The sequence below is a fragment of the Kribbella pratensis genome (assembly GCF_004365355.1).
Lineage (GTDB): Bacteria > Actinomycetota > Actinomycetes > Propionibacteriales > Kribbellaceae > Kribbella.
The window spans coordinates 818,002-833,428 of record NZ_SODP01000003.1; the positions used below are offsets into that span (position 1 = coordinate 818,002).

Sequence of the window (15,427 nt, forward strand, 5' to 3'; positions counted from 1 at the left end):
GCAAGGGCGGTTCGCCGCTTGGCGCGGACGTGGTCAGTTGGGCTTTTCTTCGTGCGTGGCTTGGGCTTTGGCGAGGCGTTCGCGGGCTCCGTCGAGCCAGCGTTGGCAGGTGGTGGCGAGTTCTTCGCCGCGTTCCCACAGGGCCAGGGATTCTTCGAGGCTGGTGCCGCCGGCTTCCAGTTTGCGGACTACGTCGACGAGCTCCTCGCGGGCCTGCTCGTAGGTCATCTCGGGTCGGTCGGCGCTCACTTGTTCTCCTCGGACTTGACTTCGACCGCGAAGCGGCCGTCGGTGACGCGTGCCTGCAGCACGTCACCGGGCGCCACCTGCGCCACTTCCCGGACGGCGGTGCCATCCGCCAGCTGCAGCACGGAGTACCCGCGCTCCAGCGTCGCCTTCGGGGACAGCGCCCGCACGCTCGCCAGCCGGTGCGCGATGTCGTCGCTCGCGCGATCCAGCCGATGCGTCAGCGTACGGCGGCTGCGCTCGATGAGTGCCGCGACCTCGTCGGAGCGTCGCTGCAGATCCGTGACGGGAGCTGCTAGCGCCGGACGCGAACGGATCGCGGCCAGCGCGTGCATCTCCCGGTCCAGCCACGACGTGATCGCCCGCAGGCCGCGTTCGCGCAGCAGCCGCACGCCGTCCAGCTCCTCGCGTACGTCAGGCACGATCCGCTTCGCGGCGTCGGTCGGCGTCGAGGCGCGCAGGTCCGCGACCAGGTCGAGCAGCGGCGAGTCCGGCTCGTGCCCGATCGCGCTCACCACCGGCGTACTCGTCTTCGATACCGCGCGGATCAGCCCCTCGTCGGAGAATGGCAGCAGATCCTCCAGCGAGCCGCCGCCGCGCGCGATCACGATCACCTCGACCGAGTCGTCCGCGTCGAGCTTCCGCAGCGCCGTCATCACCTCGCTGGCCGCCGACGGGCCCTGCACCGAGGCGTACTCGATCCGGAACGCGACCGCCGGCCACCGCCGCTTCGCGTTCTCGAGCACGTCGCGCTCCGCCGCCGAGTCGCGCCCGCAGATCAGGCCGATCGTGTGGGGGAGGAACGGCAGCTTCTTCTTCCGGTACGGCTCGAACAGTCCCTCGGCCGCGAGCAACTGCTTCAGCCGCTCGATCCGGGCCAGCAGTTCACCGATGCCGACGTGGCGGATCTCGCTGACCGCGAGCGCGAGCGTGCCGCGGCGGGCGAAGAAGTTCGGCTTGGCGTGCACGAGGACCCGCGAGCCGTCGTGGACCTCGACCGTCTCGAACACCCGCCGGTTGCAGGTGAACCGGAGCGAGATGTCCGCGTCGGTGTCCCGCAGCGTGCCGAACACCGTCGTCGTACCGCGTCCGATCGAGACGTCCGTCAGCTGCCCCTCGACCCACACGGCGCCGAGCTGGTTGATCCAGCCGGCAATACCGTTCGCAATCGTGCGAACGGCCGCAGGCGCTTCCGGCGACGTCTCCAAAGCCACGCCCCAGACCCTACGGCCCGCCACGGACATTCCCTAACGTTGAGTAATGCGCCCTCTCTTGCTGTTGGATGTCGACGGCCCGCTCAACCCACACCGCGCCGACGGGATCCCACCCGGCTACCGGGAGCACGAGATCACCGAGGGTACGAAGACGTGGCGACTGCTCCTCAACCCGCAACACGGGGTGGAGCTCAACAAGCTGGCGAGCACCTTCGACCTGGTCTGGGCCACCAGCTGGGAACACGGCGCCAACCGCCTCCTCGGGCCAGTCCTTGGTCTGCCCGAGCTCCCGACGATCACCTGGTCGGACCGGCGGCCGGTGCCCCAGGGTTCCTGGAAGGCGCCGTACGTCGCGGACTGGGTCGGCGACCGGCCCTTCATCTGGGTGGATGACGAGGTGGGGGAGTCGGAGTTCACGGCGGATCATCAGCTGGTCTATCCGGTGGATGCCCGGATCGGCTTGACTGCAACGGATTTCGCGGCGATCCGGTCCTGGGCCGACGGAAAATCCTTTGCGGGCAAGGCGTTTCCCACGCATCCTTGAGGTGCTGGCAACACCTCCCACGGGGGAGCCGTCCGGACAGGGCGGACGGCTCCTCGACTTCCGATGGTGATGCTGCTCACAAAGCCTGTGACGCCGGTGGTCCCGCCCGTCGTGCGGATCCGGCCGCGTTAACCCCGGCCCGTACCATGGGGATCGTGACTGCCCAGCCTGAGGACACTGGTACGACGACCGCCGTAGAGACCAAGCGGGTGCTGCTCGCGGCGCCGCGGGGGTACTGCGCGGGCGTGGATCGGGCCGTGGTGGCGGTGGAGAAGGCGATCGATCTGTACGGGCCTCCGGTGTATGTGCGCAAGGAGATCGTGCACAACAAGTACGTCGTAGAGACCCTGCAGAAGCGCGGCGCGATCTTCGTCGACGAGACCGCTGAGGTGCCGGAGGGGGAGACCGTCATCTTCTCCGCGCACGGTGTCGCCCCGGTCGTGCACCAGGAGGCGGCCGCGCGGCAGTTGAAGACGATCGACGCGACCTGCCCGCTGGTCACAAAGGTCCACCACGAGGCGAAGCGGTTCGCCGCGACCGACTACGACATCCTGCTGATCGGTCACGAGGGCCACGAAGAGGTCATCGGCACCTCCGGCGAGGCGCCGGAGCACGTCCACCTCGTCGACGGGCCTGACGACGTACCGAACGTCACTGTCCGCGACCCGGAGAAGGTCGTCTGGCTGTCGCAAACCACGCTCTCCGTCGACGAAACGATGGAGACCGTACGCCGCCTGCGCGAGCGGTTCCCGAGCCTGCAGGACCCGCCGAGCGACGACATCTGCTACGCCACGCAGAACCGTCAGGCCGCGGTGAAGAAGCTCGCTCCCGAGGCCGACCTGATGATCGTCGTCGGCTCCCGCAACTCGTCGAACTCGGTGCGCCTGGTCGAGGTCGCGGTCGAGCACGGCGCGAAGGCCGGCTACCTGGTCGACTACGCCGACGAGATCGATGAGGCCTGGCTCGAGGGCGTCGACTCGGTCGGCGTCAGCAGCGGTGCGAGCGTCCCGGAGGTGCTGGTCCGCGACGTACTGCGCTGGCTCGCCGAGCGCGGCTACGGCGACGTACGGGAGATCACCACCGCGGAGGAGAGCCTCACGTTCGCCCTCCCCCGCGACCTCCGCACCGACCTGAAGGCCGCCGGCCTCCCCACCACCGGCACCTCGGACCACGCGTGGACTATCTGACCGTCACCCGAGTGGTCTTGGTGACCGGCTTCCAGCCGCTCGCGCTGCAGTAGTTGACCGTGTACTTGAAGGTGTAGGTGCCGGCCTTCGCGTACGTGTGGGTGCCTGACGCGTTGGGCAGCCCGGAGTCGTTCATCAGCGTGTAGGTCTGCTTCTTGCTGATGCGCTGGGTTCCGCTCACGCAGTTGACCGCGCCGGCGTCGGAGCCGCTCTGCTGACCGTCACCGAAGAAGTACTGCGTCCCACCCAGCAGGTCGACGAAGTCGATGCCCGAGGTCGAGAGCGGTCGGCCGTTCTCGCCGGTCGGCACCAGCGTGCTTCCCGACAGCGTCACCTTGAAGGTCACGCTGCGGCCCTGGACGGTCGACTTCAGCGAAACGTGCACCCCGAGCGGCGGGGCGACCGGCGGCGCGACCGGCGTGCTCGACGTCGAGCTCGGCGGCGGGTTGCCGGTGGTCCGGGTGGAGGGCGGCGGCGTGTTCGGTGTGTGGATCGCGTTGCTTGCCGAGTTCGTTGTGCCCGAGGTCGTCGGCACCGCGGAGGTGGGCGCCGGTGTGACGATCGTCGTCGGCGCGCTCGGCGAGTTGGACACCGGCGGGCGGCCGTTGACGTCGGTGACGTTGGTGATCGCAAGGGCGACGGCGACCACGGCGGCGGCGGCCAGTATGACGGCACCGGCAGTGCGGCGGCGTCGTACCGTCCGGACCCGGGCGAACACGGCCTGGCTTGGCAAGGTGCTCGGCGGCGGCGGATCGGCAACGAGCTGCTCGAACTTCTGCTTGAGATCGTCAGTCATGGTCGGGCCTCCTTCTGGACCGGAGTGGACATCGCGGTGATCAGCTCGTGCTCGCGGAGTCTGGCCAGCCCGCGGGAGACGCTCGACTTGACGGTGCCGACCGAGCAGCCCATGATCTGCGCGATCTCGGCCTCCGGCAGATCCTCGAAGTACCGCAGTACCAGCGCTGCGCGGGTACGGCGCGGCAGCGTTGCGAGCGCCCGCAGCAGCAGATCCCGGTCGTCGATCGACCCGTACTGCTCCTGCGCCCGGTGCTCGGGCAGCTGCTCGGTCGGTGTCTCGCCGCGCCACTTCCGGCGCCACCACTGCGTGCTGGTGTTCACCATCACGGTCCTGGTGTAACTCTCCAGCGCGGCGCTGCTGCGCAGGGAGTTCCGGTGGAACCACACCTTGGTCAGCGCGCTCTGCACCAGGTCCTCGGCCTGGTGCCATTCACCGGTCAGCAGATACCCGAACCTCTGCAGTGCGGTGAACCGGCCGTCCACGAACTCGGCGAATTCGTGGTCGCGTCCTGGATCCATCCCAACCCCCATCTCGTTCAACTCGGTCAGACTTGTGATGCCCGAGCGGGCCGGAAAGGTTGAGCGCCGACGCGGAAGGATTTCAGACCGCGTCGTACTGCGTCTGGGCTTTGGTGATGGCGGGCATGTGGGTCTCGGCCCAGGTGGTGAGGACGCTGATCGGGTCGATCAGGGACGCGCCCATCGGGGTGAGCGTGTAGACGACGCGGGGCGGGATCTCGGCGAAGACCTCGCGGCTGACGAGACCGTCGCGCTCCATCCGGCGCAGGGTCTGGGTCAGGACCTTCGGCGCGATCCGGCCGATACCGTCGCGGAGCTCGGTGAAGCGGAGCGGGCCGTCGCGCAGCAGCAGGACGACGAGCACCGTCCATTTGTCGCCGATCCGGTCGAGGATCACCCGGGTCGGGCAGTTCGGGTCGAACACGTTCCCTTTGGTTACCACAAGGTACTTATAGCACGTTGAAGTAGCCAGTTACCAATAGATACCGTTGGCGCGATCGCAGACGAAAGGACAACGATGAAGATCGCGGTGTACGGGGCAAGTGGCATGGTCGGCAGCCGGATCGTGGCCGAGGCAGTGAGCCGCGGCCATGAGGTGGCCGGCGTCACCCGGTCGGGCGGCGAGCTGCCCGCCGACGTCCGCGCGGTGCAGGCGAACGCCGGGGACATCGCGTCGGCGAAGGAGCTTGCGGCCGAGTCGGACGCGCTGGTGGCGGCGATCGGGCCGAGCCGGACCGGCGGCGACCACCAGGACTACCTGGACGCGATCGACAACCTGATCGCCGCGGTACAGGGGACGGCGACCCGGTTGATCGTGGTCGGCGGCGCCGGCAGCTTGGTTGTCAACGGCAACCGTGTGGTGGACAGCCCGGACTTCCCGGCCGAGTACAAGAACGAGTCGCTGACCGTCTCGCAGGCGCTCGAGAACCTGCGAGCGAGCGACGTCAACTGGACCATGCTGTCCCCGGCCTTCGTGATCGCCCCGGGTGAGCGTACCGGTGTCTTCCGCCTCGGCCAGGACGAGCCGATCGGCGAGCACATCTCCGCCGAGGACTACGCGGTTGCCCTGGTCAACGAACTCGAGCAGCCGGCCCACAACAAGCAGCGCTTCACGCTGGGGTACTGAGAGGTTTGCCGAGGTAGCCGCGGGCCAGCATCGTCACCCATTGGTAGACGGCGTCCTCCGCGGGCGCCAGCGGACCGGGCCGGAAGTGCGGGGACTCGGCGCCGCGCTGGACCGATTCACACGCCGCCCAGTCCTCGCGGTTCGTGATGTCCCAGAACTCCACGGCGTACGACGGATCCTTGACCTCGGGCCGGAAGTACCAGGAGCACTCGATCGCGGTCAGGCTCGGCGTACGTGGCTCCAGGCGATGCGTCATCACGTAGTCGGGGTGGAGCGAGATCAGCAGGTTGGGGAACAGGCCGAGGTAGTTCACCCGTCGCGGGTCAACGCCCTCGAGGGGTACTCCGTGTGACCGGCCGTCGAGCGACATCGTCTCGGCGTCCGGTCGCAGGTCCATCAGCCCGCCGACCCACGCGCCGGGCAGATTCCAGTTGTCGCCCGACGTCGGCGGCGACACCTTGCACAGCTCGGGATGGATCAGCGGGCAGTGGTAGCACTCGTGGTAGTTCTCCACGATCGTCTTCCAGTTCGACGCGACGTCGTATGCGTGCCGGGCCTTCAGAACAAGGGATTCCGGCGCGTACGGCGCGACCAGTTCGGTCAGGCCACCGACGTGATCCGCGAACGACGTCGCCGTACCGGTCGCGTTGACGAACAGCCAGCCCTGCCAGACCTCGGCCGGCAGCTCGACCAGACCATACGGTTTGGTATGGAAGGAATCGCCCATCCGCGGTGCCGTCTTCACCGAGCCGTCCAGCTCGTACGACCAGCCGTGGTACGGGCAGACGACCGCACGCCGCTCGCTCGTCTCGTTGCGCTGGAGCAGTTCGTGACCGCGATGCCGGCAGGTGTTCGCGAACGCCCGCGGTCGCTCGCCGAACGTCACGATCGCCGCGATATCGCCGACCGTCACCTCGCGGTACGTCGTACCGTCCGACAACTCGTCGACGCGGCCGAGGCAGGTCCACGTACCGGCGAAGAAATGCCGGCGTTCCCAGGCCAGCACGGCAGGATCGGTGTACGCCTCGCGCGGCAGCATGACCGATTCACCATGCGGCCGCAACGAAGCCTCCAAGGCGCGGGGATCGAGTGGCATCATCTGCCAACTGTAAGTGCCGGGTAAGCGGTGTGGATTGGCGCTATCGGCGCCCAGGCACGCACCTCGCGGCACTTGGCCAGCGCCCACGATGCTCCGCATCGAGGCCACTGACCAAGCACCCCGATGCACGCACCTGGACGCCGCTATCGCTCAACCCACACCGCTTACCCGGCACTGCGGGCGAACTCCACATACTTGCCCAGTACGTAGTCCCATCCCGTGTCGTAGCTGAGGCGGGCGCGCGCTCCGTCGCCGCGGCGCTCCCAGCCGGAATGCACGAGCTGTACTTCGGTGCCGTCGCCGGTCGGCGTGAATGTGACGGTGACCTGACCGGCCTCGCTCGGATCGCCGCCCGGGTGCCAGCTGAACCCGACCGTTGTCGGCGGATCCCAGTCCGACACCGTGCCCCAGGTCGCGAGCTCGCCCTCGGCGCCGTACTCGACGATGCGGCCGCCGACGGCGCCTTCCATCTGGACCTCGTTCGCTGCGGCGCCGCCGACCGAGTGGCCGAACATCGGCCACCATGCCGACGTCTCGGCGGTGAATGCCTCGAACGCCCGCTCGACGCCGACCGGCACCACAACGGTCTTCACCAACGGCGAGATCTCTTGCTTCACACTCATGTCCGTTCCTCCTCGGTCCGCCTGACGTGGTCGGCGTACGCATCCAGGGCGTCGCCCCAGAACCGGTCGAGCCAATTGCGGAGTTCGTCGAGACCGGACTGGTGGACCCGGTAGATGTTCCGGGTGCCGCGCGACTCGTGCCGCACCAGACCGACCGCCCCGAGCACCTTCAGGTGCTGCGAGATCGCGGGACGGCTGACGGGCACGCGCTCGGCCAGAACACCGACCGAGCACGGCCCGCCGGTCCGCAGTGTCTCGAGGATCACGCGGCGCGTCGGGTCCCCGAGCGCATCCAGTACGGGGCCCGCCGCTTCGAGTGATCCGTAAGTTCCCACGAACGGTAAGTTGCCACTAACGAACCAAGGAGTCAAGCCTCAGTTGAACGGATCGAGGATCAGGCCCGCCTGCTGCGGGTTCCCGTCGTGGACAAGCGCCTCGTGATTGCCGACGTCGTCGAAGGCGAACCCGTACGCGCGGCCGTCGGCCATCTGGGCGTGGATGTTCTTCGAGTACTGGTTGGTGACGGCGTCCTGGTAGAAGCCGGCGTCGTTCGGATCGGGCTGGTTGGGGTTCGTCAACAGCGTGGAGCGGTTGTAGCCCGCGCAGAGCGTGCGGGAGATCGGACCGCGAACCTGGTCGTTCGGCGCGTCGAGCAGGTTGAAGCAGCCGAAGACACTGGCCGAGTCGGGCTTCTGGAAGGAGGTGACGACCGCGCCGGAGCCGTCGGTGAAGTTCATGGCGTTGCCGGAGACGCGGCCGAAGTACTTCGTGTTGGGCTGGTCGCCGAACGGCGTGACCGTCAGCGTCTGCGAGCTGTACTTCGACCAGACGCGGTTGATGTAGTCGTCCATCGCGCTCGCCGGCAGCGCGCCGGTCTCGACGCCATACAGCGGGGAGAGTGCCCGCAGGACCGACCCGTCGGATGCCTTCTGGATCAGGCCGCCCCAACCGCTGGCGTTGAGTGCGTTGTAGACCGCGTTGTAGCCGCCCGCCTTCAGGTGGCCGGTCGTGTTCCCGTTGACGCTCACGGCGTACGGCGCGGAGAACATGTCGACCTGCGTGCTGTTGATCCACAGCCCGCCGTCGTTGAGCGTGTACTCCGACCAGCTGAACAGGATGTTCCGGTTGGGGTCGCTGGGGTTCTGCACAGCGGGCTGCACCAGGCCGCCCGTGGTCAGTTTGAAGACGAGCTTCTGACCGTACGAGAAGTAGACCCGGCCGGAGAACTTCGGCATCTGGATCGTGACGGACTGGCCGTTGCCCGGTCCGGCGATGGACGCGTCCGGTGCCGGCGTCGGCGGGTTGCCGCCGGCCGGCCAGGCGTGGAACGTGCCGCTCGCGTCGGCCCAGCCCTGCTGACCGGTGGCCAGGTTCGTGCCCAAGTTGTAGATGTAAACGGCGTCGCCGCGGCCCGAGTTGTTCGTGATCGTCAACGGGATCGTCGCCGGCACTGCAGCATCCGCCGGCCGATCCGTGTGCGCCGACAGCACACCTGCAACGGTTGCGGCGGCCGCGACGACAGCCAGCATTCGCGTTCTGAACCGCATGGTTCCTCCTCACGTCGGCCCCCCGAGAGAGCGCTCTCATCGTGTCGTGAGGTGACCACCGGCTGTCAACGGCCCACCACTGTCGGCTTTCCGACAATTAGGGCTGAGGAACGCCTTCTCCGGTGAGTCCGTCGATCGATTCCCGGATCAGGTCGGCGTGGCCGGTGTGGCGGGCGTACTCCTCGATCAGGTCGACCAGGATGTAGCGCAGGCTCGGCGAAGTCCCGTCGCGCCCGGTCCACCGGGCCAGCTGGTCGACGCCGCCGTTGGCGAGCGCTTCGGTGACAGCGGCGCGGGAGCGCTCGACGGACGCCTCCCACAAGTTCATGAGGTCCTCGGACGAGTCGTCCGCCGCGCTGTGCCACTCCCAGTCCGGGTCGGCGTCCCAGTCGACCGCGTCCCACGGGGCGCCCAGCTCCCGGCCGAGCAACCGGCGGGTGAAGTACTCGTCCTCGACCAGCGCGAGGTGCTTGAGCAGTCCGCCCAGCGTCACCGTCGACGGCGGGTGCTGCTTGGTCAGTCCGGCCGCGTCCAACCCGCCGCATTTCCACGCGAAGGTACGGCGATTGCGCTCGAGCGCACCCAGCAGTGTGTCAGCTTCCGAGCCGGCGACCGGTGGTCCGGTGAGGATGTCCATGGCGAGGAGGGTATCGATGGTTCCGGACGATCGCCGTCCGGAACATCTATCCGGCCTGGGTGGGTGGCCAGCGTCTGGTGGGTTCGGGGTCCTCGATGGCCAGGAACTCGGGCGCGGTGAGCGGGCGGACCGACGCCTCGATCGACTCCATCGCGGTCAGCTCGGACTCGGTGACGTGCAGATCGCGGAGCTTGCGCGCGGTGATGAAGACGCGGCGCTCGAACGAACCGACCGTGCCGTTGTAGGCCTCGACCGCGGACGTCAGCGATCGACCTACCCGGCCGAGGTGTTCGCCCATCGTGCTGAGTCGCTCGTACAGCTCGCGGCCGAGCTCGAAGACCTGCTGCGCCGACTCGGTCAGCGCCGACTGATTCCACGCGTACGCCGCCGCGCGCAGCGTCGCGATCAGCGTCGTCGGCGTCGCCAGGATCACGCGGCGCTCAGCGGCGTACTCGAGCAGGGACGGCTCCGTGTCGAGCGCCGCGGACAGGAACGACTCTCCTGGCACGAACAGGATGACGAACTCCGGCGATGGCGACAGCCGCGTCCAGTACGCCTTCGACGCGAGTTGGTCGACATGTGTCCGCAGATGGCGAGCATGCGCGCGCAGTCGATCCTCGCGGTACGACGCGTCGTCGGACTCGCTCGCATCGAGGAACGCGGCCAGCGGGACCTTCGAGTCGACGACGATGTTCTTGCCCTCGGCAAGCCTCACGACCAGGTCAGGCCGCAGAACGCCGTCCTCGCCGAACGTCGTTGTCTGCTCGGTGAAGTCGCAGTGCGCGACCATCCCGGCCAGCTCGACCGTACGCCGCAGGTGCAGCTCGCCCCATCGTCCGCGCACCTGTGGTTTTCGCAGTGCGGTCGACAGCGATGCCGTCTCGCGTCGCAGTGCCTCGCCGCTCATCCGCACCTCGTTGACCTGTTGGTGCAGCTGGCTCTGCCAGGCGGCGCGCCCCTTCTCGAGCTGATTCAGCTGCGCGTGCAGGCGATCGAGCGCATCCTTGACGACAGCCTGGCCGCCCATCTGTTGGCCGACCGACGTCCGCTCCTGCGTCAGCTCGACCACACGATCCTCGGCCGCATCCCGCTCGGCCGTGATCCGCGCCAGCTTGGCGCCGTCGCGCCCGCGCACCCACAAGACACCGAACGCAGCACCCAACAGCAGCCCCACCGCGAGGAAGAGCAGCACCAACAACACCGTCGTACCGGACATGTCACTGATAGTGCCGAAGCCCACCGACAGTTTCTGACGACTACGCCTGATGCCGGGGTGTCGCCTCGATGATGAACGACTGGCCGCCCGTGGGAACGACGTCGCTGAGACCGAGGCCGGCCGCGGCGAACAACGCTTCGTACTGATCGGTGGTTCGCTCCCGCCCGCCGGTCATAACCAGCATGTTGAGGTCGGAGAACGCCGTACCGACGGGGTCGGGCGAGCGGTCCAGGAGCTGTTCCACCAGGAGTACGCGCCCGTCGGCGGGCAGCGCACGGCGGCAGGTGCGGAGGATCTGGATCGACTCGGCATCCGCCCAGTCGTGGATCACCGACTTCAGGACCATTGCGTCGCCGGCCGGAACGCTCTCGAAGAAGTTGCCTCCGACGACTTTGCAGCGCGCTGCGACACCGGATGCCGCGAGCACGTCGTCCGCACCCGCGACCACGTCGGGCTGGTCGAACAACACCCCACTGACCGACGGGTTGCGCTCGAGGATCCTGGCCAGCAACTGCCCGCGACCCCCGCCGATGTCGACGACGGTCTGGTAGCGGCTGAAGTCGTACGCCGCAGGGACAGCATCGGCCACGGCGTCCGACCTGGACGTCATTGCCGCGTCGAACGCCGCCTGCTCGTCCGGATGCTTGGCGCGGTACTCCCACACCGGCTCTCCGTGCACGGCCGGAAAGGCCGTCTCGCCGGTGCGGATGCTCTGTTCGAGACCGGTGTACGCCTCCCAGTGCGACCCGGTGCCGATGAACCGTGCCCAGCCGGCCACCGAGTGCGGTGCGTCGACCCGCAGCGCCGCGCCCAGTTCTGTGTTGGCGAACGCGTCACCGTCTGCCGTGTAGAGGCCGAGAGCGGTGAGCGCATGCATCAGCCGGGCCAGCGACTCTTCGTCCGTGCCGGTCGACGAGGCGAGTTCCGTCAGGCTCTTCGGGCTGGTCGCGAGCAGGTCGCTGATTCCCAGCCGGGCGGCGACGTGGATCGCCTGTGTCACTTGGTATCCGCCGGCCAGCCGCTGCAGTTCCCGGGAAGCATCCATGGCGCATTCTGCGCCGGTAGCGGTCAGCAGTCCATGGCTGGGAAGCTGTAGCCCTGGGCCTTCAGCAGCGGGAGGACCTTGTCGAGGGCCGCGACGGTCTGGGCGCGGTTGCCGCCGCCGTCGTGCATCAGGATGATGTTGTGGTTGTGCGCGTGGGTCATGATGTTGTGCACGATCGCCGTCGTCCCGGGGCGGGCCCAGTCGCGCGGGTCGACGTCCCAGAGCACCTGGACCATCCCGGCAGCCTTGATGTCAGCCCGGACTTTCGGGTTCGACGCGCCGTACGGCGGGCGGAAGCAGGTCGACTTCGGTCCGTCGAAGATCTCGTGGTGCCGCCGGGCCGGTGTGATCGCGGTCAGCTGCGGGTGCGTGATCGAGTGGCTGCCGATCGTGTTGCCGGCGGCAAGCACCTGCTCTCGCAGCCCCGGGTGGGCGGTCTGCATCGCGCCGAGCTCGAAAAACGTCGCGTGGGCGCCGTACTTCGCGAGCACCTGCAGCACCTTCGGGGTCCAGGCCGGATCCGGGCCGTCGTCGAAGCTGAAGAACAGCACCTTTTTGTTGCCTGTGGCAAGCGCTGCGGTCGGATCCGGCGCCGGCTTGCGGGGCGTCGACGGCGGTGCGTTGAGCGTCGGCGTGTCGGTCGGTGTCGGCGACGGCGTGGTGGACGTCGAGGTCTGCGTGGTTGCCGCGGTCGGTTCCGGCTGGCGTTGGTGGCTGAGCGCCAGGACCAGTAGCGACCCGGCGACGACGGCCAGCGCCACACCGGTCGCGACGAAGGCGGCAAGCTTTCGCGACATCATGCTCCCCTTGCAAAATCGGGCGGTTGTTCCCCAGCAACAGCTCCCCCTCAGGAGCCTCACACCCCTGAAGACGCCTTACCCGTCAGCAGGGTTGGCATTGTGATGTTGCGGTGCGATCTCGACTGTTGCAGCCGTGCCACGGTGGTACAGCCGGCCCTCGAGCGACTTCACGCTGGCGACCAGCACGAAGCTCATGCTGACCAGCAACGACCACGCTCCGAACTTCGCGGGGTGGACGAGATGCCACACGTTGACCTGGTCGGGGTAGTTCCACGCGTCGAGGAACGTTCCGGCGTTCTCGGCGATCCACAGGAAGAATCCGATCAGCGCGAACGAGACCGCGAGCGGCATGCGATACCGGCGTACGCCGACGGTGAAGAAGACCCAGGTACGTCGGAGCACGATGAGTAGACCGAGCGCGATCGGGATGCGCAGGTCGGGGAGCCACTGGTGGGTGAAGAAGTTCGCGTAGATCAGGACCGCGAAGATTGTGGTCAGGAAGGGGCGGTAGTTGCTGACGCGAAGGTCGAACCGCCGCCAGGCCTGGCACAGGTAGCTGCCGACGGCGGCGTACATGAAACCGGCGAACAGCGGTACGCCGGCGATCTTCGTCACGGCGTCGCCCGGGTACTGCCACGAGCCGACGCGCACCTTGAAGAGCTCGAGCCCGAGGCCGACCAGGTGGAATCCGAAGATCACCGCGACCTCACGCCACGTCTCCAGGCGGACCACCCAGAACAGCAACGTCAGGCCGATGCAGTAAATCAGCAAGGCGTCGTACCGGGCGATCGGCAGGTCGACGTACTTCGAGATCGCCAGGCCCGCGAACAGGAACGCCGGGAACAGGCAGGACACCAGCTCCAGGCAGCCGAACCGCAGGAATTGCAGGCAGGCGAACACGAAGCGTGAGGGGATGCCGACGCGATCCGTCCAAGTGGTCACAGACTGGAGACGTCGCTTGCTTGCCGCTGGTTGGGACCCGATAAATGAACGGTTGGGGAGGTGTGGCGATGGATCCGAGGATTGTGTACGAGACCGACCGGCTCGTGGTGCGCGATTGGGTCGACACGGACGGCGACCGGGTGTTCGACATCTATCGGCGCTGGGAGGTGTCGCGCTGGCTCGGCGCCTCGCCCCGGGTGATGGCGGATCGTGACACGGCCGGTCGCACGATCGAGCGGTGGAACGAGCGCAACCGCGATGCGACGTACGGCGTGTGGGCGGTCGAGGAGCGGGACACGGCGACGGTCGCAGGGACCGTGTTGCTCATGCCGCTGCCCGAGCCGTCGGACGGGAGCGCGAGCCGCGGCGAGGTCGAGGTCGGCTGGCATTTCCATCCCGACGCGTGGGGCCGCGGGCTGGCGACCGAGTCGGCGCGCGGCGCGATCTCCCACGGGTTCAAGGCCGGGCTGAGCGAGATCTACGCGGTGGTGCGCCCGGACAACGTCGCGTCGCTGGCCGTGTGCGGTCGATTGGGGATGCGTCCGCTGGGCCGGGTGGAACGCTGGTACGGCACCTCACTGGAGGCATTCGTCCTGTGACGATTGGGGTACTTCGGCGTGGAGGGCGTGTCTCCCAATCCCACGCCTACTGCGCGGCACTCGGCGGGCACCTCGCCGTGCTGGAGCGAAGGGAACGATGAAACCACATCGATCCCTCCGCTCCAGCACGCCGAGGCACTCCGCCGAGCACCTGCTCGCTACGGCGTGGAATTGGGAGACACGCCCTGGCCGCGTAACCTTGACGCCCGTGGCACTCACCATCGGAATCGTCGGGCTCCCCAATGCGGGCAAGTCCACCCTGTTCAACGCGCTGACCAAGAACGACGTGCTCGCCGCGAACTACCCGTTCGCGACCATCGAGCCGAACGTCGGGGTGGTCGGCGTACCGGATGCACGGCTGGGCAAGCTGGCCGAGCTGTACGACTCCGCGAAGGTGATCCCCGCCACCGTCCAGTTCGTCGACATCGCCGGCATCGTCCGCGGCGCGTCGGAGGGTGAGGGGCTGGGCAACAAGTTCCTCAGCCACATCCGCGAGTCGGACGCGATCTGCCAGGTCACCCGGGTGTTCCGCGACGACGACGTCACCCACGTCGACGGCAAGGTCTCGCCGTCCGACGACATCTCCACGATCCAGACCGAGCTGATCCTCGCCGACTTGCAGACTGTCGAGAAGGCGATCCCGCGGCTGGAGAAGGAAGCCCGGCTGAAGAAGGAGTCGGTCGCCGTCCTCGACGCGGTCCGCGAGGCGCAGAAGCACCTCGAGGCCGGTACGCCGATCATCGCGACCGACGTGGATCGCGACGCGATCCGCCAGTTGATGCTGATGACCGCCAAGCCGTACCTGTACGTCTTCAACTGCGACGCCGACGAACTCGCCGACGAATCGCTGAAGCAGCAGATGCGGGACCTGGTCGCGCCGGCCGAGGCGATCTTCCTGGACGCGAAGTTCGAGGCCGAGCTGGTCGAGCTCGGCGACGAGGACGAGGCCCGCGAGATGCTGTCCGAGATGGGCATCGAGGAGCCCGGCCTCGACGTACTGGCCCGGGTCGGCTTCGACACGCTCGGCCTGCAGACGTACCTGACGGCCGGCCCGAAGGAATCCCGGGCCTGGACGATCAAGCGCGGCGCCACCGCCCCCGAGGCCGCCGGCGTCATCCACACCGACTTCCAGCGCGGCTTCATCAAGGCCGAGATCGTCTCCTTCGACGACCTCATGTCCGCCGGATCCATGACTGCCGCCCGCTCCGCCGGCAAGGTCCGAATGGAAGGCAAGGACTACGTGATGCAGGACGGCGACGTCGTGGAGTTCCGCTTCAACGTGTAG

At 67.9% G+C, this 15,427-nt stretch carries 19 protein-coding genes; 5 read left to right on the top strand and 14 right to left on the bottom strand.

Going from position 1 to position 15,427, the window contains the following annotated elements; translation table 11 throughout:
• Nucleotides 1-33: 33 nt before the first annotated feature.
• On the bottom strand, nt 34-228 hold the full coding sequence (locus tag EV653_RS31820; protein WP_238160646.1) for an exodeoxyribonuclease VII small subunit: 195 nt from the start codon (nt 226-228) through the stop codon (nt 34-36).
• 17 nt (nt 229-245) lie between these two features.
• Complete coding sequence (xseA, locus tag EV653_RS31825) at nt 246-1,460, bottom strand: exodeoxyribonuclease VII large subunit (RefSeq protein ID WP_134108334.1); 1,215 nt, start codon at nt 1,458-1,460, stop codon at nt 246-248.
• 46 nt (nt 1,461-1,506) lie between these two features.
• On the opposite strand from xseA, the gene EV653_RS31830 reads away from it, so the two are divergent.
• The gene (locus EV653_RS31830; RefSeq protein ID WP_134108336.1) at nt 1,507-2,004 is read left to right on the top strand and encodes an HAD domain-containing protein; all 498 of its coding nucleotides are present in this window, start codon (nt 1,507-1,509) and stop codon (nt 2,002-2,004) included.
• A 146-nt stretch (nt 2,005-2,150) separates the two neighbouring features.
• Entirely contained in the window at nt 2,151-3,191 is a 1,041-nt protein-coding gene (locus tag EV653_RS31835; protein ID WP_134108338.1) for a 4-hydroxy-3-methylbut-2-enyl diphosphate reductase, read from the top strand.
• Here EV653_RS31835 and EV653_RS31840 read toward each other — a convergent pair.
• From EV653_RS31840 to EV653_RS31850, 3 genes are all read right to left on the bottom strand, one after another.
• A complete protein-coding gene (locus EV653_RS31840) occupies nt 3,184-3,987 on the bottom strand; it encodes a hypothetical protein (protein WP_134108339.1) in 804 nt (267 codons plus the stop codon). The genes EV653_RS31835 and EV653_RS31840 overlap by 8 nt on opposite strands.
• Nucleotides 3,984-4,508, bottom strand: a complete 525-nt coding sequence (locus EV653_RS31845) for a SigE family RNA polymerase sigma factor (protein WP_202871922.1) — start codon at nt 4,506-4,508, stop codon at nt 3,984-3,986. The genes EV653_RS31840 and EV653_RS31845 overlap by 4 nt, the downstream gene beginning before the upstream one ends.
• Before the next feature lie 82 nt (nt 4,509-4,590).
• Nucleotides 4,591-4,950 (bottom strand): winged helix-turn-helix transcriptional regulator, encoded by a 360-nt coding sequence (locus tag EV653_RS31850; protein ID WP_134108343.1) that lies wholly within the window; start codon nt 4,948-4,950, stop codon nt 4,591-4,593.
• Nucleotides 4,951-5,025: 75 nt separating this feature from the next.
• Between EV653_RS31850 and EV653_RS31855 the strand changes: the two genes are divergently transcribed.
• The gene (locus tag EV653_RS31855; protein WP_134108345.1) at nt 5,026-5,634 is read left to right on the top strand and encodes an NAD(P)-dependent oxidoreductase; all 609 of its coding nucleotides are present in this window, start codon (nt 5,026-5,028) and stop codon (nt 5,632-5,634) included.
• Here EV653_RS31855 and EV653_RS31860 read toward each other — a convergent pair.
• The 9 genes from EV653_RS31860 to EV653_RS31900 form a co-directional block, all read right to left on the bottom strand.
• Nucleotides 5,618-6,733, bottom strand: coding sequence for an aromatic ring-hydroxylating oxygenase subunit alpha (locus EV653_RS31860; RefSeq protein ID WP_134108347.1), 1,116 nt, complete (start codon nt 6,731-6,733; stop codon nt 5,618-5,620). The two genes, EV653_RS31855 and EV653_RS31860, sit on opposite strands and share 17 nt — an antisense overlap.
• 164 nt (nt 6,734-6,897) lie before the next feature.
• On the bottom strand, nt 6,898-7,356 hold the full coding sequence (locus EV653_RS31865; RefSeq protein WP_134108349.1) for an SRPBCC domain-containing protein: 459 nt from the start codon (nt 7,354-7,356) through the stop codon (nt 6,898-6,900).
• On the bottom strand, nt 7,353-7,691 hold the full coding sequence (locus EV653_RS31870; RefSeq protein ID WP_134108351.1) for an ArsR/SmtB family transcription factor: 339 nt from the start codon (nt 7,689-7,691) through the stop codon (nt 7,353-7,355). The genes EV653_RS31865 and EV653_RS31870 overlap by 4 nt, the downstream gene beginning before the upstream one ends.
• Before the next feature lie 39 nt (nt 7,692-7,730).
• Nucleotides 7,731-8,903, bottom strand: a complete 1,173-nt coding sequence (locus EV653_RS31875; protein ID WP_134108353.1) for a glycoside hydrolase family 64 protein — start codon at nt 8,901-8,903, stop codon at nt 7,731-7,733.
• A 97-nt stretch (nt 8,904-9,000) separates the two neighbouring features.
• Entirely contained in the window at nt 9,001-9,540 is a 540-nt protein-coding gene (locus EV653_RS31880; protein ID WP_134108355.1) for a DinB family protein, read from the bottom strand.
• Nucleotides 9,541-9,586: 46 nt separating this feature from the next.
• Nucleotides 9,587-10,756: a DNA recombination protein RmuC gene (locus EV653_RS31885; protein WP_134108357.1), complete on the bottom strand. Its 1,170-nt coding sequence runs from the start codon at nt 10,754-10,756 to the stop codon at nt 9,587-9,589.
• Between the two features lie 40 nt (nt 10,757-10,796).
• Nucleotides 10,797-11,801, bottom strand: coding sequence for a methyltransferase (locus EV653_RS31890; protein ID WP_134108359.1), 1,005 nt, complete (start codon nt 11,799-11,801; stop codon nt 10,797-10,799).
• Between the two features lie 23 nt (nt 11,802-11,824).
• Nucleotides 11,825-12,598 (bottom strand): polysaccharide deacetylase family protein, encoded by a 774-nt coding sequence (locus EV653_RS31895; RefSeq protein ID WP_134108361.1) that lies wholly within the window; start codon nt 12,596-12,598, stop codon nt 11,825-11,827.
• 78 nt (nt 12,599-12,676) lie between these two features.
• The gene (locus tag EV653_RS31900; protein WP_238160566.1) at nt 12,677-13,543 is read right to left on the bottom strand and encodes a DUF817 domain-containing protein; all 867 of its coding nucleotides are present in this window, start codon (nt 13,541-13,543) and stop codon (nt 12,677-12,679) included.
• Nucleotides 13,544-13,611: 68 nt separating this feature from the next.
• Between EV653_RS31900 and EV653_RS31905 the strand changes: the two genes are divergently transcribed.
• Together EV653_RS31905 and ychF are read left to right on the top strand one after the other, a co-directional pair.
• Nucleotides 13,612-14,142, top strand: coding sequence for a GNAT family N-acetyltransferase (locus EV653_RS31905; RefSeq protein ID WP_134108363.1), 531 nt, complete (start codon nt 13,612-13,614; stop codon nt 14,140-14,142).
• A 208-nt stretch (nt 14,143-14,350) separates the two neighbouring features.
• Nucleotides 14,351-15,427: a redox-regulated ATPase YchF gene (gene ychF / locus EV653_RS31910; protein WP_134108365.1), complete on the top strand. Its 1,077-nt coding sequence runs from the start codon at nt 14,351-14,353 to the stop codon at nt 15,425-15,427.

Excerpts from the sequence above, each read along its gene's own strand:
- EV653_RS31905 (WP_134108363.1), top strand. The coding sequence starts at position 13,612 with ATGGATCCGAGGATTGTGTACGAGACCGACCGGCTCGTGGTGCGCGAT.
- EV653_RS31840 (WP_134108339.1), bottom strand. The coding sequence starts at position 3,987 with ATGACTGACGATCTCAAGCAGAAGTTCGAGCAGCTCGTTGCCGATCCG.
- EV653_RS31865 (WP_134108349.1), bottom strand. The coding sequence starts at position 7,356 with ATGAGTGTGAAGCAAGAGATCTCGCCGTTGGTGAAGACCGTTGTGGTG.
- EV653_RS31880 (WP_134108355.1), bottom strand. The coding sequence starts at position 9,540 with ATGGACATCCTCACCGGACCACCGGTCGCCGGCTCGGAAGCTGACACA.
- EV653_RS31895 (WP_134108361.1), bottom strand. The coding sequence starts at position 12,598 with ATGTCGCGAAAGCTTGCCGCCTTCGTCGCGACCGGTGTGGCGCTGGCC.
- EV653_RS31845 (WP_202871922.1), bottom strand. The coding sequence starts at position 4,508 with ATGGATCCAGGACGCGACCACGAATTCGCCGAGTTCGTGGACGGCCGG.
- EV653_RS31820 (WP_238160646.1), bottom strand. The coding sequence starts at position 228 with ATGACCTACGAGCAGGCCCGCGAGGAGCTCGTCGACGTAGTCCGCAAA.
- EV653_RS31835 (WP_134108338.1), top strand. The coding sequence starts at position 2,151 with ATGGGGATCGTGACTGCCCAGCCTGAGGACACTGGTACGACGACCGCC.
- EV653_RS31890 (WP_134108359.1), bottom strand. The coding sequence starts at position 11,801 with ATGGATGCTTCCCGGGAACTGCAGCGGCTGGCCGGCGGATACCAAGTG.
- EV653_RS31885 (WP_134108357.1), bottom strand. The coding sequence starts at position 10,756 with ATGTCCGGTACGACGGTGTTGTTGGTGCTGCTCTTCCTCGCGGTGGGG.
- EV653_RS31875 (WP_134108353.1), bottom strand. The coding sequence starts at position 8,903 with ATGCGGTTCAGAACGCGAATGCTGGCTGTCGTCGCGGCCGCCGCAACC.
- EV653_RS31860 (WP_134108347.1), bottom strand. The coding sequence starts at position 6,733 with ATGATGCCACTCGATCCCCGCGCCTTGGAGGCTTCGTTGCGGCCGCAT.
- EV653_RS31855 (WP_134108345.1), top strand. The coding sequence starts at position 5,026 with ATGAAGATCGCGGTGTACGGGGCAAGTGGCATGGTCGGCAGCCGGATC.
- EV653_RS31830 (WP_134108336.1), top strand. The coding sequence starts at position 1,507 with ATGCGCCCTCTCTTGCTGTTGGATGTCGACGGCCCGCTCAACCCACAC.